Genomic DNA, 26,575 nt, shown 5'->3' with positions numbered 1-26,575 from the left:
CGGTATGCTCAGTTACCCTGTGCGGCCAGCTCGGCAAACCAGTGGGCCGGATCGGGCCAGCGATAGGCAAAACCGAGTTGCTCACAGATGCGCTGACCCTCGACCGGGGCAAAGATCCCGGCAGGCTCGATGAAGACGGGTACCGGCAAGCCGAGCTGGCGGGCCGCAAAGGGATAGAACTGCTCGCGGCGCGGATGGACCGGCGCACTCAGGTTGTAGGCATCGCCATCCTTGCCTTGTGCCAGTATCAGCTGGCAGGCGGCCACCACGTCATCCAGATGCACCAGGTTCACCGCCTGACCACCGCCCTCCAGAGTCTTGCCCGCCAGGAAACGCCCTGGATGGCGTTCCGGACCGTACAGGCCGGCGGGACGCAGCACCATGGCACACTCAAAACCTGTGGCCAGCACCGCCTGCTCGGCGGCCAGCATCCGCATCCCGCGAGCGTGGGCAGGAGCCGGCTGTTCATCCTCCCCCTGCCCTGGCGCCCATACCGAGGTGGCGCTCACGAACAATACCCGCTGCACACCCGCAGCCTTTGCCAGCTGGCACAGGCGGGCGATGGCCGCCGGGTAATCCTCCGTCTTGCTCGGCGGCACGCAGATCACCAGCTCGCGGCAGTGCAACGGCAAGGCGTCCAGCTGGGCCGACAGCTGCAGCGGCCAGGCAGCTACCCCTTCGGCCGTCAGGCGTGCGGCCTTCTCGGCCGAGCTGACCGTCACCACCACGGCCTTGCCTTGCGTCTGCAATGCCCTCGCCAGCGGCAGCCCCAGCCAACCCGCCCCCACTATCCCCGTCTGCTGTTTACATTCTGTTGTCATTGGCAAAAATCCTGGCAAAAAAAAACGGCCATCCATGATGACCGTCGAAAGTAACGAAGGAAATAGCTGGATTGACCAGTTACCTCCCACAGCGGGAAAATCGGGAGCGCAGGCTCCTAATTCGTGGGGCCTATGCTAGTGGCAGGCAGGCCAAAAAGCTTTGAAGCGGATCACAGTTGAAAAGGATTTCTGAAAACGCTTTCAATTTTTTGGCTGCGCATCGACGAAGAATTGGCCCATTCAGGGCCAATTCTGTCTCGTCAGGCGACGGATTCCCGTCTGACCAGCTCGGCTTCGAACTTGAGCGCCAGCCCGTCGACCGGCTTGTGATCCAGCAGGCGCAGGGCCAGCTCGGCCGCCCGTCCCCCCATCTCCTCGATGGGATAGCGCACAGTGGTGAGCTTGGGATAGATGTAGCGGGCATAGGGTATGTCATCGAAACCCACCACAGAGATCTGCTGCGGTATCTTGTAGCCGCGCTCCAGCAGGCAGGAGATGGCCCCCGCCACCATGGCATCGTTGAAACCGAGCACGGCGGTAAATTCGACGCCCCGCTCCAGCAGCTCACCCATGGCCACATAACCGCCATTCTCATCGGCGAAGGCACGACCAATCAAGGCCGGATCCAGCTCGATGCCCGCCCGTTGCAAGGCGTGAAGGTAACCCGCCATCCGCTGCTGGCCGTCGACGAACTCTTCATCATCCGAGGTCACGAAGGCGATCTTGCGGTGACCCGCATCCAGCAGATGCTGGCAGGCGGTGGTGATGCCGGCCTGGTTGTCCAGCCAGACACAACGATCCTCGGCGCCCGGCACCTGGCGGTTGATGAAGACGATGGGGGTATTGCCGGCCACCAGCTCGCTCAACTCCTCGTCGGGCAGCGCCTTGCTGTGCAGGATCAGCGCATCGCACTGACGCTGCAGCAGCGCCTGGATGGCGTGACGCTCGCGCACCGCATCGTGGTTGCCGGACATGACGATGGTGAACTTGTCCGCCTTGTCGACCATAGTCTCGATGCCCCGCATCATCTGGGCAAAGAAGGGGCCGCCACACAGGTCCCCCACCAGAACGCCGATGCAGTTGGAGCGCTTGCTGACCAGTGCCTGGGCAAAACTGTTGGGACGAAAATTCAGTTCCTTCATGGCCGCCAATACGGCCTCACGCTTTTCTGGTGCCACCTGAGCCGTGTTGTTGATCACCCGCGACACAGTTGAAATGGACACATTAGCCAACCGAGAAACGTCTTTAATCGTTGCCACTATCAATTCCTTTGTTGGGGAAGCCTGTCTGTGTTGATCGAGCGATTATATCGAACCTGTCAGACCAAGACGTGGCGCCCGATCACCTGACAGGTTTCCTTTTGTAACAAAACCTTATGGGATAATAACCATTTTGGGGAAGGAAAGGGAATCTGGCAGCCGCCGGGGCGGCTGCCGTCTCAATAAGCGTGACTCAGCTCGCGATCGGACATGAAACGCAGCGGCTGCTGCAGCTTGTGCTGATAGATGAGATCGAACGACAACACGTTCTGCACATAGTTGCGCGTCTCCTTGTAGGGGATGCTCTCGACCCAGACATCCATCGGCTTGTCCGCACTCTGATCGCGCCAGCGTTTGACCCGGCCAGGCCCGGCATTGTAGGCCGCGGCGGCCAGGATGCGGTTGCCGTCATACACATCCAGCAGCCGCTTGAGATAGGCGCTGCCGAGGCGGATGTTCATGGCGGGATCGAACAACTGCTGCTCGTTGCGATAGGGCACCCCCAGCTTGCTGGCGGTCTCCCTGGCGGTGGCCGGCATCAGTTGCATCAGACCGCGCGCCCCGACCGGCGATTGCGCCAGCGGATAGAGGGCGCTCTCCTGGCGGGAGATGGCGTAGAGCAGGCTGGTGTTCATGGTCCGCTCCTGCGCCATCTGGGAGAAGGTACGCTTGAGCGGCAGCGGGAAGCGCAGGTCGAGCGCATCCCAGGCCTCGGCCCGGATGCTGGCCAGGATCGCCAGCTCATGCCAGCCCTGATTGAGGGCTATGTGGCCAAACTCGATGCGCTGGGCCACGGGGTTGCGATCCATGTTGTGGATCCACTCAGAGCGCGCCGCCGTGATCTCGTTCATGTCGAGCAGTTCACGCACCCGCAGCAGGAAGGGCCAACGGGCGCTGGCGGTGCGCCACTCCGGCACCCGCTTCACCGCACTCTGGTTCTTCATTCGATAGGGCACGCCGCTGCGCTGCGCCGCCATGAAGCCGTAGAAGCCGCGCAAGTTGGCGGTTTCCAGATAGAGATCCCGCGCCGGTTTTTTCTGACCCTGCACCTCCAGCGAGCGGGCCAGCCAGTAACGCCAGCGATCCTCCTTCTGCAGGGCGATGGGCATGCGCTTGACCCAGCCGGAGAGCCCGCGCCAGTCCTGCTCCCAGATGGCGAGCCGGGCCCGCAGCTCCAGCAGATCCGGATCGACCAGCCGCACCACTGTGGCATCCACCCAGCCGCGCTGGGCAGTGGCACGATCCAGCAGCAGACGGCGAGCCACGGCTCGCTCCACCGGTTTGAGCTCTGTGGGGGTCAGCCCGAAGCGCGTACGCATCGCGGGCAATTGGCTCAGCACGGATTCGGGCTGCTGATTGGCATAACGGGCCAGGCCCAGCAGCAACAGTCGCTTTGAGGGAGCGGCGGTGGAAAAATAGGCCGGGTTCATCGCCTTGGCGGGCTGCTCGAACAGGGCGACCATCTGATCGCCATAAGGCTGCATGCCGCTGCCAAGCTGGGCGCCGAGATGGCGGATCAGATTCGGGTTCTCCGCTTCAAACGCCAAGGTCATGCGGGTCCAGATTTTCTCCTGGGTGCGCAAACCGGCCTGCTGCCAGAGCTGGAACAAGGGGGTGCAGGCATCGGGACGAGACTGGCCACTGAGCCAGAGCTTGCCCGCCTCCTGCAAGGCCTGCGTCTGCTGCCCCGTGTAGTAGCGCGCCTGATAGTGCATGCAGAGCAGATCGGTGGAACTCGGCTTGGCCGGGTAGAAGCGCAGGAACTGGGACCACTGCTGGCTCTGGGCCAGATAGGTGAGGTAGCTGCGCTCCAGCCGGTTGGATTGCGGCGTGTCGCCGTGCTGTCGGATGAAGCGGGTCACGTCGTCATACTCTGCCGCCCCGGGCCGGAAGGCCAGCTGGTAGTAATCCAGATAGGGCAGCAGCGGATAATGGGTCAAACGGGCACGAATTTGCTGGAAACGGGCCTGATCGTCGGCACGAACCGCATCATAGGCCTGTCGATAGAGAGACTGCTCCGTGGTTTGCGCCGCGACTTGCGCCAGCAGCCCTGGCACGCACAGCGCCGATAAAATGATTCCCTGCACGGCTTTCACGAAAGACTTCTCCCTTGAGAGGCAATGCCACCGCCCGCTGGCGGTGGTCTTGTATCCCCTCATTCTACCCGTTAACGCCCAGGGCTACAGCTCGCTCACCACACTATTTTTCGCGCCTGAAACGGCGCCATCAGGGCGGGCAAGACGTTTGACATAACGCTCCAGATAGGGGACGGGCAGCGGCTTGGAGGCCAGATAGCCCTGATAGAAATGGCAGCCCTGTGCCTGCAGAAACTCCAGCTGCTGGCGTGACTCCACCCCTTCCGCCGTCACGTTGAATCCCATATGACGCGCCATGGCGATCACGGCCTCGACGATGGCCATGTTGTCGCCATCCTTGGGAATGTCCTGGATGAAGGAGCGATCTATCTTGAGCTCATCGGCCGGCAGCCGCTTGAGGTAGCTCAGGGAGGAGTAACCGGCGCCGAAATCATCGATGGCGAAACTGATGCCGAGCACCTTGAGCTCGCTCATCTTGCTGATGGTGTCTTCCGCATGGCCGAGCACCACGGATTCGGTGATCTCCAGATTCAGGCAGGCGGGATCCATGCCGGTGGCGGCCAGCACGTCGTGAATGCGCTCGACAAAATCGGTGGCATGGAACTGCTTGGCACTGACATTGACCGACAGCTGAGGGATATGGATGCCGTTCTCTTCCCACAGCACATATTGGGCGCACGCCTCGTGCAGCACCCAGTTGCCGATGTCGACGATGAGATCCGTCTCCTCGGCGATGGGAATGAACTCGGCGGGCGAGACCAGTGCCCGCCCCGGCGGTTGCCAGCGGATCAGCGCCTCGACGCCTATGATGTCCCCCCCCTCCACCATGTGCTGAGGCTGGTAGTAGAGGGTCAGCTCCTGCTGGCTCAAGGCATTGCGCAGTTCGTTGTGAATGAGCAGCCGACGATCCGCCTGCTGCTGCATGGAGGCATCGAAGAAGCGCCGGGTCTTGCGACCCGCCGATTTGGCCTGATACATAGCGGTATCCGCCTGCTTGAGCAGATCGTCCACCCCCTGCTCACGGCCGGGGAAGAGGGTAATGCCGACGCTGGCGCCTATGTGCAGCACCTGCCCACCATGGGTGTAGGGGGCGGCGATCTCGCTGATGAGCCGCTCGGCGATAAGGTCGGCCTGCATCTCCGCCTGGGGCGGGCTGGCCGACAGGGAAGGCAGCAGCAGCACGAATTCGTCGCCACCCAGCCTCGCCAGGCAATCCCCCTGGCGCACCAGCCGTTTGAGACGAGTGGCCACCTCCTTGAGCAGCCAGTCGCCGGTGGCGTGACCCAGGGAGTCGTTGATGGTCTTGAAGTGATCCAGATCGATGAACAGCAGGGCCCCGATCAGGTTGTCGCGGCTCGCCTCGCTGAACGCCTGCGCCAGGGTCTCGTGCAGCTGGCGGCGATTGGGCAGGCCGGTCAGCTCGTCGTAGTAGGCGAGATCCTGGATGCGGCGCTCGGCCTCCTTGCGCTCGGAGATGTCTTCGAAACAGATGACGAAGTGGCTGATCACCCCCTTGTCATCCTGCACGGGCGTGACGATTTCCCACTGGGGATAGATGTGACCATCGACATGCAGGCGCAGAGTCTCTCCCTGCCAGCGGCTCAGGGTATTGAGCTCATAGCCCAGCCCTCCCAGCCCTGACCAGAGATCATTGCCAAGATGCAGGCCTATCACCCGCTGGCTGTCAAAGCCGGTGATCTGGCTGAAGGCATGGTTGACCCGCAATATCTTGAAGTCGGGATCCGTGATGATGATGCCTTCATGGGTTTCGAAGGCCACCGCTGAGAGCCGCAGCTGGGCATCGCTCTGCAACCGCTCCAGCTCGGCCACCATGCGCACGGAGAAAATAGTCAGCACTGAGCCCAGGTTGGGGATCTCTATCTCGCTGGAGAAGAGCAGCGCCAGATGACCCAGGATCTGACCGTGTCGGTCGAACAGCGGCTGGGCGTAATAACGCTGCCCCGCTTTCAACTGCGGATTGAGCTGGCAATCGGCCTCGATGGTGACCACGCAAGCCTCACCACGCCGATAGACCTGCTGGCAGGGCATACCGGCGAGTTCGTACTCCTTGAGGTCGATCCCGTGACAGGCCAATACCTTGAGGCGATCGCTGCTGGTGCGCTCCGCCAGCCAGACCGCATCCGCGACCAGAATATGGGCGAGCTGGTTGATCAGGGTATCGAAAAAGTCGAGCCCGGTTCTGGCGGAGAGCGCCTGGGCCAGCTGGGCCAGCAGGGGATCTTGCAACAGGGGCAGTTGCTGGGACAGCTCGGCGGGCAGCGGCGTGCTGCGGGTGGTATCGAGCGGGGCCAGCCAGCCACAGCATACCTGCTGGGCAGAGACGTACTGGCCGCTCCAGAGCACATGGCGCACCTCGCCATTCTCATCCATCAGGTGCCCGATGAACTGTGCTGGCTGGCGTGAGTGGTAGAGTCTGGAGAGAAAATCAGAGAAGCCGGGTTCATCGTCCACGGCCAGCTGACCGGCCCAGGGGTGTGGCCCCTCCCCTTGCCATAGCTGGTAAGAGGCATGATCGGACAGGCTCCACTGCTCATGTTGCCGATCATAAAACCACATCATCTGAGTGGCCTGCTGTTTCATCTACTACTCCAACACCACGACAACCACGTTCACTACCCTGACAACTTGATAGAGCCCACAACCCCCTCTCGCACTAAGGGCATAGGGCGATACGTGAGGAGTGCGAAAGAGGCGAGACTATGCGGTGAAAACCGGACATGAGGTCGACATGCGGCGCTGCCAAGAGGGGACAGAAACGATCCAAGTTTCCCCATACTGCCTGCCAGTTTCATGGAGCTCAAGCGCTTTTTGGCGCAGAACGGGAAAAGATCACAATTTATAAGTCGCGTGATAGTAAAGGATTCATTTCGTGACTCAGATCACATTTCAATATTCCGCCATGAGTAATCTGAAGGTGAAGACACAAGCAAGACGACCCGAAGGGGGCCAATATGAAAATCGAAATTACCAGCAAAATCATCGACATCACCCCGGCTATCCGCGAGCGCATTGAATCCCGCTTTGAAAAGCTCGAACGTCTTCAGGTGCCTCTTATCACACCCCATGTGATTGTCTCCAAAGAGCGTCTGATGTTTATCGTTGAAGCCAGTGCTGGCATCCCCAACGGCAAACTGTTTGCCCAGGCAGAACACGAGGATATGTACGCCGCCATCACCGAACTGGGGCAAAAGCTGGAACGTCAGCTCAACCGCCACATCGAGAAGCCCATGGCCCGTCGTGCGGCCGCCAGTGCCAAGGACGTCGTACCCCAAGCGGATGAAGCCGACGCATAATCTGCCACACATCACACGAATCAAATGCCAAGGCGGGATCTTCCCGCCTTTTTGCATCCTGACGTTGCCGCGAGCCGGTACTCCCCCCCTCCTTGCCCCGTCTCAGCTTAACCAGTGCAGGCGGGCATCCACCCCCTGTTGCAGCGCATCCAGTATGGGCAGCATGAGCAGCGGATCGTCGCGCCTCGGTTGATCAGCCAGCTTGCGTTGCCAGCGCTCGCGACCCAGGGGCGAGAGGTTGTCATACACGGCGGGCTCCAGCGCAGGCTGCGGGCCCAGCAAGGGCGGCGAGCGCAGCGCCAGCCAGAGCCTGACATCCACCATGGAGCCCCCCTGCTGCAGCCGCTCGTTGAGCCGCACGCCCTCCCCGTCGTTCTCACCCCCTTGCAGGGGGGCCACCGCCGGCAGCGCAAAGCGGCTGCGCCAGTCCTGGGGATCCGCTCTGGACACGGCCGCCGGATCGAACCAGGGCTGCTCCTCCACAGCGTCGGTCAGCAGGGCCAGGTGCAGACGAAAGTCGGCCCTGTCGCCGTGCTGAAGATCCCGGTTGAGACGTTGCCCCAGTTGGGCCTCGTCAACCAACAGCTGATCACGTATCGCGCTGGGTAGCATGAGATAACTCTTGGAAATGGTGGTTTCATCGCTTATCGGCCGCAAATCGGATCCTGTGAGCAGGAAAAATCCCGCCAAGGGGTTCACAACAGCGGAAGATCTGTTAGTATGCGCCTCGCACTTGTGGAGGGGTTCCCGAGCGGCCAAAGGGATCAGACTGTAAATCTGACGGCTCTGCCTTCGAAGGTTCGAATCCTTCTCCCTCCACCATTTCAAGTGCAATCACGGCGCGAGTCGTGGATAAAAATTGGTAATACCCCGTGGAGGGGTTCCCGAGCGGCCAAAGGGATCAGACTGTAAATCTGACGGCTCTGCCTTCGAAGGTTCGAATCCTTCTCCCTCCACCACCCTTCAGAAAACCCGGCCTGCGCCGGGTTTTCGCATTTCTGGCCAGGCGCGACCGGCCCGAGCCGCATTCAACAGCTCACATAAAAAAACGGGAGGCCTGGGCCTCCCGTTTTGCATCAACCGGCCCTACAGGGTGAAGCGATAGAAGATGTCCACCGCCTGGGCCACCCCGCTCATGGCCTGCAGGTAGAGTCTGGGCATCAGCTCGTAGCGCAGCTTGAACTCGGCGATGGGGCTGAACACCCCCACCCCGTACTGGAACTGCAAGCCGGGCAGCAGATAGGCCGACAGGGTCACCTGGGTGTTGTCACCGCTGCCGGCGGTATCGAGCGCCACATCGCTCATGCCGAGAGATTCCCCCAGGCTGGAAACCACGCCGTTGGCCTGGCTGACGGCACCGGCCACCAGCAGACCGTTGAAACCGCCATCCTCGCCACTGGTCTGCAGCCCCTTGCCGCGCAGCAGATAGGAGAGCTGCTCTGACTGGGCCATCTGCGGCTCCGAGTAGACGGTGATCTTGGGCTTGCTCGCCGGCCCGGTCACCCGCACCCCGACCGTCACCTTGTCCTCTATGGTATCGGGATCCCGATACGCCTCTATGTTGAGGAAGGGCTGATCGAGGGGGCCGGAGAAGAGGATGCGGCCATCCTTGATGATGAGGTTCTGGCCATAGGCCTTGAAGCGGCCATCGTTGAGCACCAGCTGGCCGTTGCCCGCCAGCGGCCGGGACGGCTCCTGGCGGATGTTGATGCCCCCCCCCACCTTGGTCTTGAGGCCCATGGCCTCCAGCCGCACGTCGTCGCCGAGCCGGATCGCCAGCTTGATCGCCATCGGCAACGGCGCCGTCTTCGGCAGCGGCGGCAGATCGTCATAGACCACGGTCACGTCATCGGAGACGGCCACCGCACTCTCGGGCAGGCTCTTGACCAGGATCCGCGCCCAGGGAATGTCGACCTGACCCGTGATCAGGGTCTCCTCTCCCAGCGAGATGGCGATGTCGGGGGAGACCCGCACCCGTCCCATGCCAGGATACTGGGCTTCCAGCTCCTTGCCCTGAATGGTGAGGCTGCCGCTGACCGGCATCCTGGCCCAGCTCAGCCAGCCCCCCAGCGCCAGCGGGCCCTTGCCCACCAGCATGGTGCCGTCGAGCTCGGCCCGGTTGCCCTCGATCTTGAGCCGGGTCACCAGCTTGGAGAGGGTCACCATGTCGGAATGGGTCTGCACCTCCCCATCCAGCAGGTTGAGCTGACCAAACAGCAGGGGGGCGGCCAGGGTGCCATCGAAGCGGGCATCGGCGGAGATGATCCCCTGCAGAGAGCGCACCTCGGGGATGAGCGGGGCGAAGGTGGTCAGCTTGAGGTCGTCAAATTTGAGCTGACCCGACAGCTGGCCACGGCCGGACGGATCCTTGATCAGCAGATCGGTATCGATAGTGCCTATCTGTTTGGAGACGAAGTCGAGCCGGATCGCCGCCTGCTGACGCTCGAAATCGACCCCGAGCTCGAGGCGCTGGTAGTCGGTCTTGAGCTCATCGGCGACCAGGGTGCCCGGCGTGGTACGCACTGTGGCGTGCAGGGTCGGCTGGTTGCCGCGCCAGCTGGCCCGGCCATCGGCGGAGAGCACCGCCAGCCAGCGGAAGTTGTCCGGCAGCCAGGGGCGCAAGCGCTTGAGATCGAAGCCGCTCAGGGCAAATTCGAGGCTGCCCTGCTGGGCCGACACCTGGCTGCCCTTGACGCAGAGGCTGGCCCCCTGGGATCCCAGGCAGAGATCCCCCATGGTCAGCCGCTGACGCGGCAGATCGAGGTCGAGCGCCCAGGGGGCGGTCAGCTCCCAACGGCGCAGCGGCGTCTTCAACTTGAGTTCCGACAGGGCGCCGCGCCAGCGATCCCCGCGCAGGCCACCGCTCAGCTTGAGGTTGGCGGCCACAGGATCGCCCTTCATGGTCAGCGACAAGACATGCTGATTGAGGTCACCGCTCAGGTTCAGGGCCAGCTGGCTGAGCGCGTTGGCCCCCTGTGCCAGACTCGCTACCGTCAGCGCCAGCTCGCCGGCCGGTTTGTCGCCGACCAGGGCATTGCCCTTGATGGCGATCCCTTTCAGATCCGTGCCCGCATAGTAGAGCCGGCTGGCGGCCAGATCTGTGGTGACCCGCGGTGCCTGCTGATTGCCGGTGAGGCGCACCTGTCCCTTGATGTCCCCCTTCAGGCCGGGGTAGAGCCCGGCCAGGTTGGGGGCATCGATATCCGCATCCAGCTTCCACACCTGCTGGCTCAGGCTGCCCTTGGCCTGCAACTGGTTGGGGCCGCTTTGCAGCGCCAGCGCGGGGATGGTCCACTCCATCTTGTCGTTGCCGCTCGCGCTGCCCTTGATGGCCAGCGGATACTGGTTGAGCTTGCCGTCCACCTTCAGCTCGGGCAGTTGCAGCTGCCAATGGCCGGCTTCATCGAGCTCGAAACGACTGGCAATCTTGCCCGCCAGCGCCCCCTTGAGCTCGGGCACCAGCTCGGCCGGGTTGATCCCCTTGAATTCTGTGGTGCCCTGCCAGCGTACCCCCTGGTCCCAGACCAGCTTGCCATCGAGTTTGAACTCCCCTTTCAGGGCGTTGAGCAGCAGGTTTATCTGGTTCAGTTGTGCCAGATCCCCCTTGCCCGTCAGCGCCAGCTTGAAGGGGGGCACGTCCGTGCCCTTGCCGGCGGTATTCAAGGCAAACTGATAGCCGGAGAGTTTGCCCTTGGCAGTCAGGCTGCCCTTGTCCAGCTGATAGCTGGGCTCATCTTGAGTCGGCTTGTGCAGCGGCCAGCCGAGGCGCTTCCACTCCAGCCCCAGGTCAAACGGCAAGTCAGGATTGAGGGCGGCCAATGACCCCTTGAGGTTGGCGGCCACAGGCCCCTTGGCCTGCAACGCCAGCGCCAGCTTGCCTACCGAGCCACCCAGGGTCAGGGTCGCCTGCTGCCCTTTGAGTTCGCCATCCAGCAGCCCCTTGCGGGCCTTGGCATCCAGGGTCAACTCGAGCGGATAGTCTTTGGTCAGCCGGACATGGCCCTTGAGCGCCAGATCCGCCATGGCATGGCGCAGGGAGAGCTCGCGCACCTCGATGCGCTCCTCTTTGGCACTGGCCGACAGCCGCAGGGTGTCGAGCCCTTCGATCAGCTCCCCTTGCTGATAGCGAAACGCCGTGGCCTGCAATCCTTCCAGCTGGATGGGGAAAGGCAGCCGGATGGCGGGCAGCTCGATGGGTGCCGCCTTGGTTGCCTTCTGCGCCTTGCTCTCATCCGCCGGCTTCGCCTTGGCGGTGACAGGCGCCTTGGCCGCAGCCTTGTCTTTAGAGGTTGCCTTGCCGGCAGCCGGTTTGGCGGCATCGGCAGCCGGCGTCTCGGCCAGAGTGACGTTCAGGCCGTCCAGCACGGGCCCGCGCACTATGAGCCCCTTGCGACTGAGGGTGGCGCCTATGTCGAGGGACTTGAGAGTCACGCCCACACCGGGCACCGCCAGATCGAGATCCGCCACCTTGAGGCTGTCGACCTGGATCCTGAGGGGCAGCGGATGCCAGACGAAGGGCTCCGACGGCTCTTCCGGCACCGGCTCGGACTCGGCGACCTTGACCACGGGGTGGGTGACCGTCAGGGATTTGATCCAGAGCTTGCCCTGCAACAACTTGCCCAGATCCCAGTCCAGCACGGCGCGATCGACAGTGACATCCACCAGCTCGTCCTGCCAGCCGACCCCTTCCAGGGTCCAGCCATAACCGAGTTGGCCCGCCACCAGCTCCCCCTTGAGGGAGGGCAGCGCCGCTCTGGCCTGCAGCCACAGCCACTTGTTGCCCTGATGGGTGAAGCCCAGCAGGCTGACACCGATGAGCAGCAGGAAGACGAGCCCCATCAGCCAGAGAAAAATGCGTTTTACCCAGATCACAGCGCAGACCCCCGCGAAACATGCAGCCGCAGCGGCCAGGAAAGAGAACAGAGAAAATCAGTGCGTTCAAACCGGATCATAATTCAGGCCCCAGCGCGAAATGGAGCCGCAGCGGCTTGTCTTCCTCGGAAATGCCCACCGCCAGATCGAGCCTGACCTGACCTATGGGGGTGACCCAGCGCACGCCGACACCCGTGCCTATCTTCCAGGCCTCGCTGTAGTCGACCGTGGCCGTCCCGCCATCCACGAACAGGGCGCCGAGCCACTTGTCGCTGAAGCGGTAGTTGTATTCGGCACTGGCGACGCTCACGTAACGGCCCCCCAGCAGCTTGCCGTCGCTGCCACGCGGCGATATGGTCTCGTAGCCATAGCCACGCACCGTCTGGTCACCACCTGTGAAGAAGCGCAGGGAAGGCGGCACCAGCGAGAAGCTGTCCCCTATGATGGCGCCCTGTTCGGCCCGCAGCAGGAAGCGGTGATCCTCACCCAGGGTGCGCAGCCACTTGCTGCGCCCCCACACCCGCACGAAGCTGATGTCGGAGCCCCAGTAAGGGTCGGAAAACTCCAGGGTCAGCTGCTGGCGATCGCCCCAGTCGGGCACCAGACCGCCACGCACCCGCAGCCGCGACCAGGAGACACCGGGGATCAACAGCAAGCTGTTCCCCTCGTCGGCACCCTGGGTATAGATCTCGTTCTCGAGCCGGATGAAGACATCTCTGTCCCAGCTCTCCGGCCGCCTCTTCCAGCGGTGCACGCTGACGGTGGTCAGGTCGGAGCGGGTATCGTTGCTGTCCTTGTATTGATAACCCGCCTGCAGCGAGTAGTAATCCCGCAGCGGGTTGCCCACCGGGATCTGGTAGTCAAAGCTCAGCTCGGCCTCGGGTTGCGAGACCTTGGCGGTGGCGTTGAGGCGATGGCCGTAGCGGTTGACCCAGGGCTTCTCCCAGGTGGCGCTCATGCGCGGGCCCACGTCGGTGGCAAAGCCGATACCCGTCTCTATCTCGTGGTCGACCCGGTTGGAGAGGGTCACCTGCACCGGCACCCGGTTACCCTCGGCCTGGCTGATCATGGGCTTGATATCCACCTGCTTGAACAGCTTGGTGGAGGAGACATCCTGCGACATCTCGGCCAGCCGGATCGCCAGATAGGGGTCGCCGCTCTTGATGTTGATGAGCGGCCGAATGAGGCGCAGCGCCTCCGGCGTGGCGTCGTAGTGGATCTCGCCAAAGTGATAGCGGGGGCCGGAGCGAAACAGTATGTAGATCTCGGCCGTGCCCTGATCCGGGAACACCTTGACCTGACTCTTGCTGATCTTGGCGTCGAAATAGCCGCGGGCCAGCCCCAGGCTGCCGAGATCCGCCTTGATTGATTCGTATTTGCCGTGGTTGAGGGGATCCCCCTCCTTCAGGGGCAGCTTGTCCAGCAGCTCGCTGTAGATCTCGTCGCTGCCCGCGTCCCCTTCCAGCAGTATGTCGAGGCGGGAGATGATGACAGGCTTGCCCGCGTCCACCTCGACCACCACCCTGGCGGGGGCTTTTTTGTCGCGGCTCAGGGTGATCTTGGGCTGGTAGTAGCCATAGACCTGCAGCGCTTTTTGCACGCTCTCGGTGATCTTGGCGCGGGCCGGCCGGTATTGGCGCTCCTGATAGACAGGCAGCGCATTGAGATAGGCTTCGACGTTATCCTTGGTCTCCCCTCTCAGACCCTTGATCTGATAGGTGAGTTTGGCCGCCATGGCCGGCGTGACGAACAGCAGCAGACAGAGGCTCAGGCCCAGCGCGCGGAGCCCACGACGGAAAACCCGTCCGGGCGATGAGATCCCTGCAGGCAGGGGCGGATTGCATCCTGTCAAACGTCAATTTCCCCGAAGAACATGATTAAAATAATGCAATATTTAGAATGAATATGAGGCTCACTCGATGGCAAGCGCGCCTCATCCTAGCATATCCCCGGCGCAACATCAGAGCGGAGCGACATCGAAATTCGCCCTATTATTGAAGCCTTTGCCGCTCGGCTTGCTCACTTTTCTCCCGCCTGCCCCACAGACTCATGCCATTGTGGGTAAAAAAGGGCCATTCCTCAGCCATCAGGCCATGACAGGCATCACAAACGGCGGTTCGTCTCGCCTCCCCCTTGCGCCAACCCCCCTCGCCGACGCGACATCAACTGTCGGCAACTGGTCAAGATGACGACGGCCGGCCCGCTACCTGCCCCCTGAGCACCTGCCTTCCTCTTCGATCCAAAGCTTATTTAGATGATAAAAATCAACTGGTTGAATCTGAACAATCAAAGCCTCGTTCGCCGCAATCGATTTATCCCGCTGCCCCCCGCCGCTCGTCTCGCCCACACTGGGTTCATCTACCAAAGAAAACGCATCGCCCGCACCGGCGTCATGAGTCCAGGGGCCCGTCGCCCCCGACGCTCTCAACCGAAGGAGACACAGCATGCATGCACGCAGCGAACAGATGGCTGACTACATTGCCGACCGACTCGAGTTCATCACCTTTCTCGCCTGTTGCAGCGCCCTGCTTGCCCTGCTGACCGGCATGAACGGCCAGCAGGCACTGGCCTTTACCGCCCTCAATCTGCCATTCGGGCTCGCCATACTGCTGGGCATGGCCATGCTGGCGCCTCTGCCGGCGCACTGGCGTCTGCCGGGCATCACCCTCTTGCTGGGGGGCTGCGCCCTGGCCACCCTGCAACTGGGGGGCGACTGGCTCAACCCCTTGGCCATCTGGAGCCTGCATGCCCTGCTGGGGCTGGAGATCCTGTGGCAATCGCGTCCAAGGGCCCGCCTCGGCGCCCGCGTCCGCAGTTAATCCCTGCATGACGGCTGACGCGCGGCGGGAATTGGAGTAATCTTGCGCCCCGATTTGCCCGCCGCCGAGGAGCGCCAACATCATGAAGAAAGCCTGTGCCCAGCACATCCTGGTCAAGACAGAGAAGCAGTGTCTGGAGATCAAGGAGAAACTTGCCAAGGGGGCCGACTTTGGTCAGATGGCCAAGCGTTTTTCCACCTGTGCCTCGTCCAAACGTTCGGGGGATCTGGGGGAGTTTTCGAAGGGCGACATGGTCAAGCCGTTTGACGATGCCGTGTTCAAGGGCGAACTGCTGACAGTACTCGGCCCGATACGCACCAAGTTCGGCTTTCACCTCATCAAGGTGCTCTACCGCAACTGATGGCTCAGGGCTCGGGTGTCAATGTCACCGGCCAGCCGCCGCAACGGCGGGTATAGAAGCCAAAGCGCCAGGGATGGCGCTGCGCCCAGTCCTCCATCTCGGGTGCCGGCGTGAAGCGGCTATCCGGCCAGAGCGATACCCGGCTCGCGCGGCCATGCAGCGCCTGCCAGCGCGTCAGGCTCACCTGGGCCAGGCGCCACTGATAGTCATCCCTGGGCAGCAGGGCCGGGACAAATTCCTGACCGCGATTGCAATATTGCCCGCCACCATCGTGCCCATCCACCAGCTGCCAGAAGACATTGAGCAGATCCCCATAACCCACCAGGGCCGGATCGTAATCGATGCGCACCGCCTGGCGCCGCGCCGACCCCTGTGCAGGCGCGGTCCCCTCGGGCAAGGGGATGACATAGCCGGGTTCGACCCGCGTCACCCCGGGCACGGCCTCATAGACGATCTCGGCGCGCCACATGTCCCCCGCCGCCAGCATTGCTGTATCTGCCCACAGCGAAGCGCTTGGGAAAAGCAGCAGGATTGAGATAAATTTACTAACGTTATCAGTCAATTAAGTTTATCCTTCTGGGTACTTGTCCATCATAACCAGTGGATCCCCGTTATGCCCAGTTATTTGTGGTGGCCCCTGCTGGCCTGGTTGCTGCCCCTCGCTGGCGCCCTCGGCAGCCGCCTTCACCTCTGGCCCTGGTGGCTGGGGTTCGCCCTCTGTCTGCTCGGTGCGCTGATATCGCTCCTGTTGCTGGTCCGCCTGCCCTGGAGCCGGCGCAAGGTCCCGAGCCTGTGGGGGATAACCCCGCTGCTGCTACCCCTGCTGTTTCTGGTGCAGGCACTGCGCATGCCGCCGCTCAACGACATCAGCACGGATCCCTATAACCCGCCGCCCCTGCGCTGGGCCGCCGAGCTGAGAACGGCGCAGGATCTGCCCATCAATGCGGCCCCCTTGAAAGCATTCGAGAGCAAACCCGGTCCTCTCTATACCAGCGCCTCCCCGATCGAGGTGATCACCGAGGCGAACGAGCTGATGGAGGAGCTGGGCTGGCAGGTGCGACCGAGCCAGGATGGCCTGGATGCGGTGGCCACCACCGGCTGGTTCGGTTTTCAGGATGACGTGGCGCTGCGAGTCTTTGCCGGCCCGAAAGAGACCCGCATCGACATGCGATCGGCCTCCCGCCAGGGGCGCAGCGATCTGGGCACCAACCGGGCGCGGATCGAGGACTTTCTGATCCGCCTCAACGAGCGGCTCGGTCAGGCCTACAAACCCCATTTGAAGCAATAGAAGGTAATCAATGCGCGTCGAGGTCAAGCCCGATCGGGAATATGCCTGGTTCATCCGCCCCTTTTTCTGGCTGCAGAAACGCAACTACGGCCAGGTGCTGATCCCGGGCAAATGCTGGGGCCGCTCGCCACGGCTGTTTGCCGCCGTCGCCACCCTCTACGGCGTCATCAACCGCAAGCGCTCGCCCATCGATCCCGTGCTGCGCTCCCTGGTGACGGTGCGGGTCTCCCAGCTCAACTGGTGCCGCTTCTGCGTCGACATCAACGCCATGACCCTCATCAAGCGGGCCGGCTCCAGCGCCAAGGTGGAGGCGCTGGCCCACTGGCGCAGCAGCCCGCTGTTCGATGAACGGGAAAAGGCGGTGCTCGACTACACAGAAGCCATGACAGGCCTGGATGGGGTGAGCGACGCGCAGGCTGCGCGCCTCAAGCCCTGGTTCGACGACGACGCCATGGTGGAGCTGACCGGCCTCATCGCCTTCCAGAACATGTCGGCCAAGTTCAATGCGGCCCTCGATATCGCCCCCCAGGGCTTCTGCCAGCTGCCGGTGCAACCCGAGCGTCCCGCCGCGGCCCCCGATCAGCAACCCGGCAAGGACGCCTGATGACACGGGCCCGCCTGCTGCTCCTGCTGGTGATGGGGTGCCTCATCGGCGCCTTCTTCGCATTCGATCTCGGCCGCTACCTGAACCTGGCCCAGCTGCAGGCCAACCAGGATGCCCTGGCACAACGGGTCGACACCCATTTTGTCACCGCCTGCCTGCTGTTCGTCGCCATCTATGTGGTGAGCACGGCTCTCTCCCTGCCCGGCGCCAGCCTGCTGACCCTGGGCGGCAGCGCAATATTCGGGATCGGCTGGGGGCTGCTGCTGGTCTCCTTTGCCAGCACCCTGGGCGCCACCCTGGCCTTTCTCAGCGCCCGCTTCCTGCTGCGCGACTGGGTCAGGGCCCGCTTTGGCGACAAGCTGGCCACCTTCCAGGCCGGGATGGAGAAGGACGGCGCCTTCTACCTGTTGAGCCTGCGCCTCATCCCCCTCTTCCCCTTCTTTCTGGTCAACCTGCTGATGGGGCTCACCCCCATCAGAGTCAGTACCTACTACTGGGTGAGCCAGCTCGGCATGCTGCCCGGCACCTTCGTCTACGTGCTGGCGGGCAGCGAACTTGCGACCCTCACCAGCACGGGCAATATCCTCTCTCCCGGCCTGATGGTGGCGCTGACCCTGCTGGGGCTGATGCCCTTCTTGATCAGGCGCGCCATGCAACAGCTTGCCCTGCGCCGCCTCCATGCCCCCTATCGAAAGCCTGCCCGTTATGACTACAACCTGCTGGTGATCGGGGCCGGCGCCGGCGGTCTGGTCACCAGCTATATCGCCGCGGCGGTGAAGGCCAGGGTGGCGCTGATCGAGAAACACAAGATGGGGGGTGATTGCCTCAACAGCGGCTGCGTCCCCTCCAAGGCGCTGATCCGAAGCGCCCGCTTTGCCGCCGAGCAGCGCAGGGCAAGCGAGCTGGGCTTCAGTCCGAGTCAGGCCCGCGCCGACTTTGCCGCCGTGATGGAACGGGTCGCCAGTGTGGTAAAGGACGTCGAGCCTCACGACTCGGTGGAACGCTATCGGGCGCTGGGGGTGGAGTGCATCGCCGGGGAAGCAACTCTGGTCTCCCCCTGGGAGCTGGAGGTGAACGGCCGGCGCCTTGCCAGCCGCCATATTGTGCTCGCCACCGGCGCCAGACCCTGGGTGCCGGATCTGCCAGGAGTGGCCGACGTGCCTTATCTCACCTCGGACACAGTCTGGCAGCTGCGCACCCCGCCGTGCCAGCTGCTGGTGCTTGGCGGCGGCCCCATCGGCTGCGAACTGGCCCAGAGCCTTGCCTTGCTCGGCGTGCCGGTAACCTTGGTGGAACTGGCCGATCAGCTGCTGCCGCGCGAAGAGCGGGAGGTGGCCGACGCGCTGCAATCCCAACTGACCCGTGATGGTGTCACAGTGCTCACCGGCTGGCGCGCCGAGCGGGTCGACTATCTGCCGCAGGCATCAGACCCGCAGCCGCAATCAGCGGAAACGCAAAACGCCCTGCCCATCCGGCTGCAACTGCGCCGGGGCGACGAGACGCAAATCATTGAAGGGGATCAGCTGCTGCTGGCGCTGGGCCGCGTTGCCAATGTGAGCGGCTTCGGGCTCGAAGAGCTGGGTGTGGAACTGGCGCCCCGTGGCACTGTGGCCGTCGATGGTTTTCTGGCCACCAACTACCCCAGTATTTTGGCGGTGGGGGACGTAGCCGGCCCCTACCAGTTCACCCATGTTGCCGCCCATCAGGCCTGGTATGCCGCCGTCAATGCCCTGTTCGGTCAGTTCAAGCGGTTCAAGGCGGACTACAGGGTGATCCCCGCGGCCACCTACACCACGCCGGAAATCGCCCGGGTCGGCCTCAACCAGAAAGAGGCTAAGGCGCAGGGCATCCCCTTCGAGGCGACCCGTTTCGAACTGGCCGAGCTGGATCGCGCCATCGCCGACGGGGAGCGCCACGGCTTTATCGAGGTGCTGACCGTGCCCGGCAAGGACCAGATCCTGGGTGCCACCATAGTGGGCACTCACGCCGGCGAGCGGATCGCCGAATTTGTGCTCGCCATGCGCCACCGGCTGGGGCTTGGCAAGATCCTCGCCACCATACACGCTTATCCCACCCTGATGGAGGGGAACAAGTACCTGGCCGGTGAGTGGAAGCGGGCCCACCAGCCCACCCGGGTGCTGGCCCTGCTGGCCCGTTATCATAGCTGGCGCCGCGGCGCCTGATCCTTTGCCCAAGGTAACTCACATGATCAAGACACTGCCCTTGCTCAAATCCCTGTTGTGCGCCCTGCCCCTGCTGGCAGGCGGCGTCCTCTTTGCCCATGCCAGTGCCAACGAGGCCAAGGATGCCCACTGGCAGCAAACCCTGGCCAAGGCGAAGGGGCAAACAGTCTACTTCAACGCCTGGGGCGGCAGCCCTGAGATCAACGCCTATCTGGTGTGGGCTGGCCAGGAGCTTGAGCGCCAGTATCAGGTCAAGCTGGTGCAGGTGAAGGTGGATGACATAGCCCAGAGCGTCAGCCAGCTGCTTGCCAACAAGCAGGCGGGCAAGGACACGGGCGGCCCCATCGATCTGCTCTGGGTCAACGGCGAGAACTTCAAGGCGCTCAAGGAGCAGGGGCTGCTGGGAGCCCCCTTTACCGGTGATCTGCCCAATATCGCGCAGGTAGACAAGACGCTGCCGGTGAGTGAGGACTTCACTGTGCCGGTCGAAGGACTGGAAGCGCCCTGGGGCATAGGCCAGCTCAACTTCATGGTCAATGGAGATCTGGTGGCCACCCCGCCCACCTCGGCGGCAACCCTGCTCACCTGGGTCAAGGAACATCCCGGTCGCTTCACCTATCCCAAGCCGCCCCAGTTTCATGGTTCCAGCTTCCTCAAGCAGATCCTGCTGGAGTTGACGGCCGATCCCGCCCCCCTCTATCGGGAGGCGACCGACGCCGACTTTGACCGGCTCACGGCGCCGCTCTGGGCCTGGCTCGATGAGCTGCATCCGGCGCTCTGGCGCAAGGGCAAGCTGTTCCCCGCCAGCGCCGCCGAGACCCGCCAGTTGCTCGATGATGGCGAGCTCGCCATGGCCATCAGCTTCAATCCCCAGGAAGCGCAGAGCGCGGTGCAAAACGGCATCCTGCCACCCAATGTGGTGGCGGTCGCCATGGAGAAGGGGGCGCTGACCAACAGCCACTTTCTCGCCATCCCCTTCAACGCCACGGCCCGGGCCGGCGCCAAGGTGGTGGCCAACTTCCTGCTGAGCCCGGTGGCCCAGGCCCGCAAGGCCGAGCCCGCCTTCTGGGGCGATCCCAGCGTGCTGCAAGCCAGCGCCCTGCCGGTCTCGGCCAAACAGGCGCCTGCGCTGCGCTTCAAGGCTAAGCCTGAGCCCCACCCCAGCTGGCAGCTCAGGCTCGAAGCGGCTTGGGCCGAGCGTTACGGTCACTGATGAGCCCGGTCGGTCACCTTGAGTCCCACTGGCGCCCCTTGTTTGGCGCCGGCTGCACCGCCCTGCTGGCCGCCCCCTTGCTGGCGGGGCTGGGGTTGTTGCTGGCCGAAGGGGTGGCCCCCCCGCACCTTCAACGGCTGCTGACCCAGCCCGGGCTCTGGCACTCGGCGACCCTGAGCCTCTGGATTGGCACCGCCTCGACCCTGGGCAGCCTGCTGCTGACCGCCCTGCTGCTGGCACACAGCGGCCTGCTGGGGGCAAAGAGCCGGGCCTTCTCGCTGCTGCAGCGCCTGCTCTCTCCCCTGCTGGCGCTGCCCCACGTCGCCTTCGCCATCGGCTTGGCCTTTCTGCTCGCCCCCTCCGGCTGGCTGCTGCGCCTCGTCTCGCCAGCGCTCACTGGTTTCGAGTTTCCCCCCGACTGGCAGACCATCAAGGATCCGCTGGGTCTTGGGCTGATCTTCGCCCTGATCCTCAAGGAAACCCCCTTTCTGCTGCTGATGGCGCTGGCCGCACTGGAGCCCGCCAAGCTGGCGCGCCAGCAGTGGCTCGGCGCCAGCCTGGGCTTCAGCGCGCCGCAGATCTGGTGGCGCCTGCTGCTGCCGGCGCTGTGGCCCGCCCTGCGCCTGCCTCTCTATGCGGTGGCCGCCTACGGGGTGGCCGTGGTGGATCTGGCCCAACTGCTGGGGCCCGATGCCCCCGCCCCGCTGGCGGTCAGGTTGTGGCTCTGGTATCAGGATCCGGATCTCGTCTGGCGTGGCGCCACCGCCAGCGGGGCCCTCTTGCTGCTCGCCCTCAGCCTGCTGCTGCTCGCCTGCCTCCGGCTGCTGGAGTGGGGCCACACGAGCATCGGCAAGCACGTCTGGCTCGATGGCCGCCGGACCGAGCCTGGTCTGTTGGCCGCCCGCCTGGCCAGCGGCAGCGTATTTGTCCTGATCGCGGTCAATCTGGCGGTGCTGGGGGCGCTGCTGCTCTGGTCGCTGACCCGGCGCTGGTCCTTCCCCGACCTGTGGCCGAGCCAGTGGAGCGGCCAGCATTGGCAAGATCTGCTGCCGGGCCTGATGCCGCTGCTCATTGACAGCGCCCTGCTGGCGCTGGCAAGCGGGATGCTGGCGCTGATCATGGTGGTGCTGAGCCTGGAGGCGCAGCAGGGACGCCGCCCCTGGCCGCTCTGGCTCATCTGTCTGCCGCTCTTGCTGCCCCAGGCCAGCCTGCTGTTCGGCGTCCGCCTGGGGCTCGACTGGTTCAGCCTCGGGTGGGGAGGAGACGGCATCGGCTGGGGCTGGGTGCTCTGGAGCCAGCTGCTGTTTGTCTTCCCCTACGTTTATCTTTGCCTGCACGGCCCCTATCGCCAGTTCGACCCGCGCCTGGTGCAGGCCGCGCTGACACTGGGGGCCGGCCCCTGGCGCACCTGGTGGCGGGTGAAGGGGCCTCTGCTGGCCCGCCCGCTGCTGTTCGCCTTCGCGGTGGGAGCGGCGGTAAGCCTAGCCCAGTATCTGCCGACCCTGCTGTTTGGTGCAGGAAGAGTGGTCACCATCACCACAGAGGCGGTGGCCATCGGCAGCGGCCTCAACCGGCGGCTGGCGGGCCTCTATGGCCTGCTGCAACTGCTGCTGCCGCTCTTTATCTATCTGCTGGCGCTCTGGCTGCCGGCCAGACTCAACCCGGCGCTCAAGGGCGCCCGCTGAACATGAGAACTTGCCGATGCTGAGCACCACGCCCCTTCGCCTCTATCTCGATGAAAACCTGCTGCTCTCGCTCCCCGCCCTGCAGGTGGCCCCCGGCGAGGTGCTGACCCTGATGGGGCCAAGCGGTTGCGGCAAGAGCTCGCTGCTGGCGGCGCTGGCGGGAGTATTGCCCCCCAGGGGCCCCATCCGGCTGGAGGGGGAGATACGGCTCGGCGAGCGGCTGCTCACCCCCTTGCCCCCCCAGGCGCGGCGCATCGGCATGCTGTTTCAGGATGACCTGCTGTTTGCCCACCTGACGGTGGCGGAGAACCTGATGTTCGGCATGCCCGCCACCCTCAAGGGATTGGCGGCCAGACGGGCAGCCGCGCTGGCCGCACTGGCGCAAGTGGCGCTGGCGGATCAGGCCGACAAGTTGCCGGAGGAACTCTCCGGCGGCCAGAAGGCGCGAGTCAGCCTGCTGCGGGCCCTGCTGGCCGAGCCGCAAGCCCTGCTGCTGGACGAGCCCTTCTCGCGCCTCGACAAACCGCTGCGCGCCGCGTTCAGAACCCTGGTGTTCGAGCGGCTCAAGGCCAGAGGCATGCCTGCCATCCTGGTGACCCATGACGAGGAGGATGCCCCCGGCACCATACTCGATCTCACACCCTCTCTTTGTCTGCCAACCGAGGACCCCGACCTTGTTTGATCGCCACCTTATTCCCCTGATCCGCAGCCCCCTCACCCGGCTGGCCAGGCCCCTGTGCCGGGCCGGGATCAGCGCCAACCAGATAAGCCTCACCGGCTTTGCCATCGGCATGCTGGCGCTGCCGCTGCTGGCGTTCGGCCTCTATCCGCTGGCGCTGGTCGTCATACTGCTCAACCGCTTGCTGGACGGGCTGGACGGCGCCGTGGCGCGGGAAACCGGGATCACCGACTGCGGTGGCTTTCTCGACATCACGCTGGACTTTATTTTCTACGCCGCCGTGGTGCTGGGCTTTGCCCTCGCCGCCCCCGCCAATGCGCTGCCCGCCGCTACCCTGCTGTTCGCCTTCATGGGCACGGGCTCGAGCTTTCTGGCCTTCGCCATCATGGCGGGCAAGCGGGGGATCGAAAACCCCGTCTACCACCACAAGTCCCTCTACTATCTGGGCGGGCTCACCGAGGGGAGCGAGACCATAGCCCTGTTCGTGCTGATGTGCCTCTGGCCCGCCGCCTTCCCACCGCTCGCCTACGGCTTTGCCCTGCTCTGCCTCATCACCACCCTGACCCGGCTCTGGAGCGGTTATCACACCCTGCGGCAGCAAGGGCACAGGGAGGGATGAACAAGCCCTGCGATGCACTGAGCACTTGCGCATGGATGACAATGTTTTACCATGGCGGCACTCTTTTTCAGGCTCATGAGAACCTTATGCGTCGCCTTGTCTCCGTGCTCACGCTTTCCCTGTTTCCCCTGCTCTACGGCTGCAGCAGCACGCCGGCTGCCAAACCCGTGGTCAAACCCCAGCCCAACAGCGCCTTCATCAACCAGACTCCGCCCAGCCGCCCCGTCTACGGCCAGGGGGTCAGCAAGGGGGATTTTGCCAATCGCAGCAACGTGGATCAGTTCGTGCAACGCATGGTGCAAAAGCACGGGTTTGATGGCGCAGAGCTGCACGGTGTGCTGGCCCAGGCACAGCGTTATGACTGGATCATCCGGCTGATGGATGCCCAGGCCCCCACACCGAGCAAGCCCACGGGCCCGACCGGCGCCTGGAATCGCTACCGCGCCAAGTTCATCACCCCGGACAACGTGCAAAATGGCGTCAGCTTCTGGCGCGAATACGAGAGCGAGCTCAACCGCGCCCAGCAGGTGTATGGGGTGCCGCCGGAGATCATAGTCGGCATCATAGGGGTGGAGACCCGCTGGGGCCGGGTGATGGGCAAGACCCGCATCCTGGATGCACTGGCGACCCTGGCGTTTGACTACCCGCGCCGGGCCGAGTTCTTCACCAGCGAGCTGGAATCCTTCCTGGTGATGACCCGGGACGAGGGGATGGATCCTACCGAACCCAAGGGCTCCTACGCCGGTGCCATGGGTTATGGCCAGTTCATGCCGTCCAGCTTCCAGCGCTACGCGGTGGACTTCAACGGCAACGGCCACACCAACCTGTGGGATCCGGTGGATGCCATCGGCAGCGTGGCCAACTACTTCAAGGCCCACGGCTGGGAGAAGGGCCAACCGGTGGCGGTGCGTGGTCAGGGCCAGTTGCCCGGCTATGAGCACGGCTTCCAGACCCGCTACCCCGTCGCCTCCCTGCGCCGCGCCGGGCTGACCCCCACCAGCCCCCTGGGCAATCACAGCGAGTCGAGCCTGCTGCGCCTGGACGTCGGCACCGGCTACCAGTACTGGTACGGTCTGCCCAACTTCTACGCCATCACCCGCTACAACCACAGCACCCACTACGCCATGGCGGTATGGCAGCTGGGGTTGGCGGTGAAGGATGCAAGAGGCGGTTACTGAACCGAGATCCGGCGACAACAAAAACGGGCCCTCGGGCCCGTTTTTTTATTCGTTTTCCAGCAGCCAGCGCTTGAGCAGGGCCGCCAGCTGGGCCTGCTCGGCCTGAGTCAAGGGGGCCAGCAGACGCCGCTCGTTGGCCACGTGCAGCTCGACCGCCCGGTCGATCAAGGTCTTGCCCGACTCCGTCAGGCAGACCAGCAGGCTGCGCCTGTCGCTTGGCGCCGCCTGCCGCTCTACCAGTCCCCGCTCGGCCAGCTTGTCGAGCCGGGCCGTCATGGCCCCCGAGCTCAGCATGGCGGATTGATAGAGCACGGTCGGCGTCAGCGGCTCGCCGGCCCGGCGCAGGGTCGCCAGAATATCGAAGTCGCTGCCGAGCAGGCCGCACTCCTTGAGCTCGTCGCTCACCTCGCGTCCGGCGATCGCCGCCATCCGCGCCACCCGACCCAGCACCCCCATGGGTGAGCAGTCGAGATCCGGTCTCTGCCGGGCCCACTGGGCCAGCAGCAGGTCTACATGATCACTGTCCATCTCAGGTCACTTATCTTTTTATCGAGATACTTGATAGTAAACCAATTTGGGACTAGATTATCTTTACTTGAAGATACTTTACAAAGAGATAAATCATGCCTCTGCTGATCGCCCTGCTGGCTCCCCTGCTCTGGGGCAGCACCTATGCCGTCGTCAGCCTCTATCTGACCGACTACTCCCCCTACTGGGTGGCGGTGTGGCGCGCCTTGCCCGCCGGGCTGCTACTGCTGTTGCTGCACCCGCGCCTGCCGCCCCTGCCCTGGGGCAAGCAATTTCTGCTGGCGTTTTGCAACATAGCCGCCTTCTTCGCCCTGCTGTTCGTCGCCGCCTTCCGGCTGCCGGGGGCCGTGGCGGGCACGCTCGGCGCCACACTGCCGCTGGTCTTGATGTTGCTGGCCTGGCTGCAGGATGGCACACGGCCCAGCCTGAAGTGGCTGCTGCTGGGGTTGATGGGGCTGGCCGGGGTCTTGCTGCTGCTCAACCCCTCCGCCAATCTGGATCCCGTAGGCGTGACCTGCGCCCTGCTGGCCACCCTGCTCATCGGCCAATCCAGCCGCTGGATGCAGCGCTGGCCGGTGAGCGATCTGCTGGCGCTGACCGCCTGGCAGTTGCTGCTCGGTGGCCTGATGCTGATCCCGCTCGCCTGGTGGCTGGCCGGCCCCATGCCGCTGCCGCAGCCGGCAAGCGCTCCCGGCCTGCTCTGGCTGATCCTGCTCAACACGGCGCTGGCCTACTGGGCCTGGTTGTGGGGGCTCAAGCGCCATGGCCCGGAAGTGATGGGCATGCTGGCCCTCACCAATCCCATGGTGGCTGTCTCCTGCGGCGTGCTGATGGTGGGTGAAACCCTGGATGGCCGCCAGTGGCTCGGCATAGGAGTGATCCTGCTCTCCCTCTTCCTGATGAAACTGCCGGCGCGGCCCTTCTTCAAGCGCTGGCAGGCCCGCAGGGCGAGCACTGGCCAGTGCGACCAGGCGTGAATGCCAGACCGCCTCGGCCGAGAGGAATAAAAAAGAGGAGCCATTGCGGCTCCTCTTTTGATTTTAAGTCAGTTTTTAT

The 26,575-nt window shown here is 63.9% G+C and carries 21 protein-coding genes and 2 tRNA genes; 14 read left to right on the top strand and 9 right to left on the bottom strand.

Features of this window, described 5'->3' with window-relative positions; translation table 11 throughout:
- Positions 1-8: 8 nt before the first annotated feature.
- From AACW87_RS07415 to AACW87_RS07400, 4 genes are all read right to left on the bottom strand, one after another.
- Entirely contained in the window at positions 9-821 is an 813-nt protein-coding gene (locus tag AACW87_RS07415; RefSeq protein WP_241324612.1) for an NAD-dependent epimerase/dehydratase family protein, read from the bottom strand.
- A 260-nt stretch (positions 822-1,081) separates the two neighbouring features.
- The gene (locus AACW87_RS07410) at positions 1,082-2,080 is read right to left on the bottom strand and encodes a LacI family DNA-binding transcriptional regulator (RefSeq protein ID WP_241324611.1); all 999 of its coding nucleotides are present in this window, start codon (positions 2,078-2,080) and stop codon (positions 1,082-1,084) included.
- Positions 2,081-2,259: 179 nt separating this feature from the next.
- Positions 2,260-4,176 (bottom strand): transglycosylase SLT domain-containing protein, encoded by a 1,917-nt coding sequence (locus AACW87_RS07405; RefSeq protein ID WP_241324610.1) that lies wholly within the window; start codon positions 4,174-4,176, stop codon positions 2,260-2,262.
- 84 nt (positions 4,177-4,260) lie between these two features.
- Entirely contained in the window at positions 4,261-6,777 is a 2,517-nt protein-coding gene (locus tag AACW87_RS07400) for a putative bifunctional diguanylate cyclase/phosphodiesterase (RefSeq protein WP_043138511.1), read from the bottom strand.
- A 371-nt stretch (positions 6,778-7,148) separates the two neighbouring features.
- Here AACW87_RS07400 and hpf point away from each other — a divergent pair, with 371 nt between their 5' ends.
- The gene (gene hpf / locus AACW87_RS07395; RefSeq protein WP_043138515.1) at positions 7,149-7,490 is read left to right on the top strand and encodes a ribosome hibernation-promoting factor, HPF/YfiA family; all 342 of its coding nucleotides are present in this window, start codon (positions 7,149-7,151) and stop codon (positions 7,488-7,490) included.
- A gap of 102 nt (positions 7,491-7,592) precedes the next feature.
- Here hpf and AACW87_RS07390 read toward each other — a convergent pair whose 3' ends face one another.
- Complete coding sequence (locus AACW87_RS07390; RefSeq protein WP_241324609.1) at positions 7,593-8,102, bottom strand: VC2046/SO_2500 family protein; 510 nt, start codon at positions 8,100-8,102, stop codon at positions 7,593-7,595.
- Between the two features lie 125 nt (positions 8,103-8,227).
- Between AACW87_RS07390 and AACW87_RS07385 the strand changes: the two genes are divergently transcribed.
- Positions 8,228-8,312: transfer RNA gene (locus AACW87_RS07385), tRNA-Tyr, on the top strand.
- Positions 8,313-8,364: 52 nt separating this feature from the next.
- A tRNA-Tyr gene (locus tag AACW87_RS07380) sits at positions 8,365-8,449 on the top strand.
- Between the two features lie 127 nt (positions 8,450-8,576).
- On the opposite strand, the gene tamB is transcribed toward AACW87_RS07380, so the two are convergent.
- Positions 8,577-12,362 (bottom strand): autotransporter assembly complex protein TamB, encoded by a 3,786-nt coding sequence (gene tamB, locus AACW87_RS07375; protein WP_241324608.1) that lies wholly within the window; start codon positions 12,360-12,362, stop codon positions 8,577-8,579.
- 76 nt (positions 12,363-12,438) lie between these two features.
- On the bottom strand, positions 12,439-14,214 hold the full coding sequence (gene tamA, locus AACW87_RS07370) for an autotransporter assembly complex protein TamA (protein ID WP_098984485.1): 1,776 nt from the start codon (positions 14,212-14,214) through the stop codon (positions 12,439-12,441).
- Positions 14,215-14,806: 592 nt separating this feature from the next.
- On the opposite strand from tamA, the gene AACW87_RS07365 reads away from it, so the two are divergent.
- Positions 14,807-15,181, top strand: coding sequence for a hypothetical protein (locus AACW87_RS07365; protein ID WP_241324607.1), 375 nt, complete (start codon positions 14,807-14,809; stop codon positions 15,179-15,181).
- Positions 15,182-15,263: 82 nt separating this feature from the next.
- Positions 15,264-15,542 carry a peptidylprolyl isomerase gene (locus tag AACW87_RS07360; protein ID WP_043138524.1) on the top strand — a complete coding sequence of 93 codons (279 nt, stop codon included), beginning with the start codon at positions 15,264-15,266 and terminating at the stop codon, positions 15,540-15,542.
- A 4-nt stretch (positions 15,543-15,546) separates the two neighbouring features.
- Here the strand turns inward: AACW87_RS07360 and AACW87_RS07355 are convergent, their stop codons facing one another.
- Complete coding sequence (locus AACW87_RS07355; RefSeq protein WP_241324606.1) at positions 15,547-16,104, bottom strand: peptide-methionine (S)-S-oxide reductase; 558 nt, start codon at positions 16,102-16,104, stop codon at positions 15,547-15,549.
- 51 nt (positions 16,105-16,155) lie between these two features.
- Between AACW87_RS07355 and AACW87_RS07350 the strand changes: the two genes are divergently transcribed.
- The 8 genes from AACW87_RS07350 (at position 16,156) to mltB (ending at position 24,991) form a co-directional block, all read left to right on the top strand.
- Positions 16,156-16,830 carry a DUF1499 domain-containing protein gene (locus tag AACW87_RS07350; RefSeq protein WP_241324605.1) on the top strand — a complete coding sequence of 225 codons (675 nt, stop codon included), beginning with the start codon at positions 16,156-16,158 and terminating at the stop codon, positions 16,828-16,830.
- 10 nt (positions 16,831-16,840) lie between these two features.
- A complete protein-coding gene (locus tag AACW87_RS07345) occupies positions 16,841-17,434 on the top strand; it encodes a carboxymuconolactone decarboxylase family protein (RefSeq protein ID WP_103471919.1) in 594 nt (197 codons plus the stop codon).
- On the top strand, positions 17,434-19,617 hold the full coding sequence (locus AACW87_RS07340; protein ID WP_241324604.1) for an FAD-dependent oxidoreductase: 2,184 nt from the start codon (positions 17,434-17,436) through the stop codon (positions 19,615-19,617). Before AACW87_RS07345 ends, AACW87_RS07340 begins: the two co-directional genes overlap by 1 nt.
- Positions 19,618-19,639: 22 nt before the next feature.
- Entirely contained in the window at positions 19,640-20,830 is a 1,191-nt protein-coding gene (locus AACW87_RS07335; RefSeq protein ID WP_241324603.1) for an ABC transporter substrate-binding protein, read from the top strand.
- A complete protein-coding gene (locus AACW87_RS07330) occupies positions 20,830-22,515 on the top strand; it encodes an ABC transporter permease (RefSeq protein ID WP_241324602.1) in 1,686 nt (561 codons plus the stop codon). Before AACW87_RS07335 ends, AACW87_RS07330 begins: the two co-directional genes overlap by 1 nt.
- Before the next feature lie 16 nt (positions 22,516-22,531).
- The gene (locus AACW87_RS07325) at positions 22,532-23,197 is read left to right on the top strand and encodes an ATP-binding cassette domain-containing protein (RefSeq protein ID WP_241324601.1); all 666 of its coding nucleotides are present in this window, start codon (positions 22,532-22,534) and stop codon (positions 23,195-23,197) included.
- Complete coding sequence (locus tag AACW87_RS07320) at positions 23,190-23,813, top strand: CDP-alcohol phosphatidyltransferase family protein (protein ID WP_241324600.1); 624 nt, start codon at positions 23,190-23,192, stop codon at positions 23,811-23,813. Before AACW87_RS07325 ends, AACW87_RS07320 begins: the two co-directional genes overlap by 8 nt.
- Before the next feature lie 86 nt (positions 23,814-23,899).
- On the top strand, positions 23,900-24,991 hold the full coding sequence (gene mltB / locus AACW87_RS07315; RefSeq protein ID WP_043557225.1) for a lytic murein transglycosylase B: 1,092 nt from the start codon (positions 23,900-23,902) through the stop codon (positions 24,989-24,991).
- Between the two features lie 45 nt (positions 24,992-25,036).
- Here the strand turns inward: mltB and AACW87_RS07310 are convergent, their stop codons facing one another.
- Positions 25,037-25,519 (bottom strand): MarR family winged helix-turn-helix transcriptional regulator, encoded by a 483-nt coding sequence (locus AACW87_RS07310; RefSeq protein ID WP_043557226.1) that lies wholly within the window; start codon positions 25,517-25,519, stop codon positions 25,037-25,039.
- A gap of 95 nt (positions 25,520-25,614) precedes the next feature.
- Between AACW87_RS07310 and AACW87_RS07305 the strand changes: the two genes are divergently transcribed.
- Positions 25,615-26,496, top strand: a complete 882-nt coding sequence (locus AACW87_RS07305; RefSeq protein ID WP_241324599.1) for a DMT family transporter — start codon at positions 25,615-25,617, stop codon at positions 26,494-26,496.
- Positions 26,497-26,575: the final 79 nt, after the last annotated feature.

The sequence above is a fragment of the Aeromonas sp. MR7 genome (genome assembly GCF_963899385.1).
GTDB lineage: Bacteria > Pseudomonadota > Gammaproteobacteria > Enterobacterales > Aeromonadaceae > Aeromonas > Aeromonas bestiarum.
This window is presented reverse-complemented; position numbering and strand designations above follow the sequence as displayed.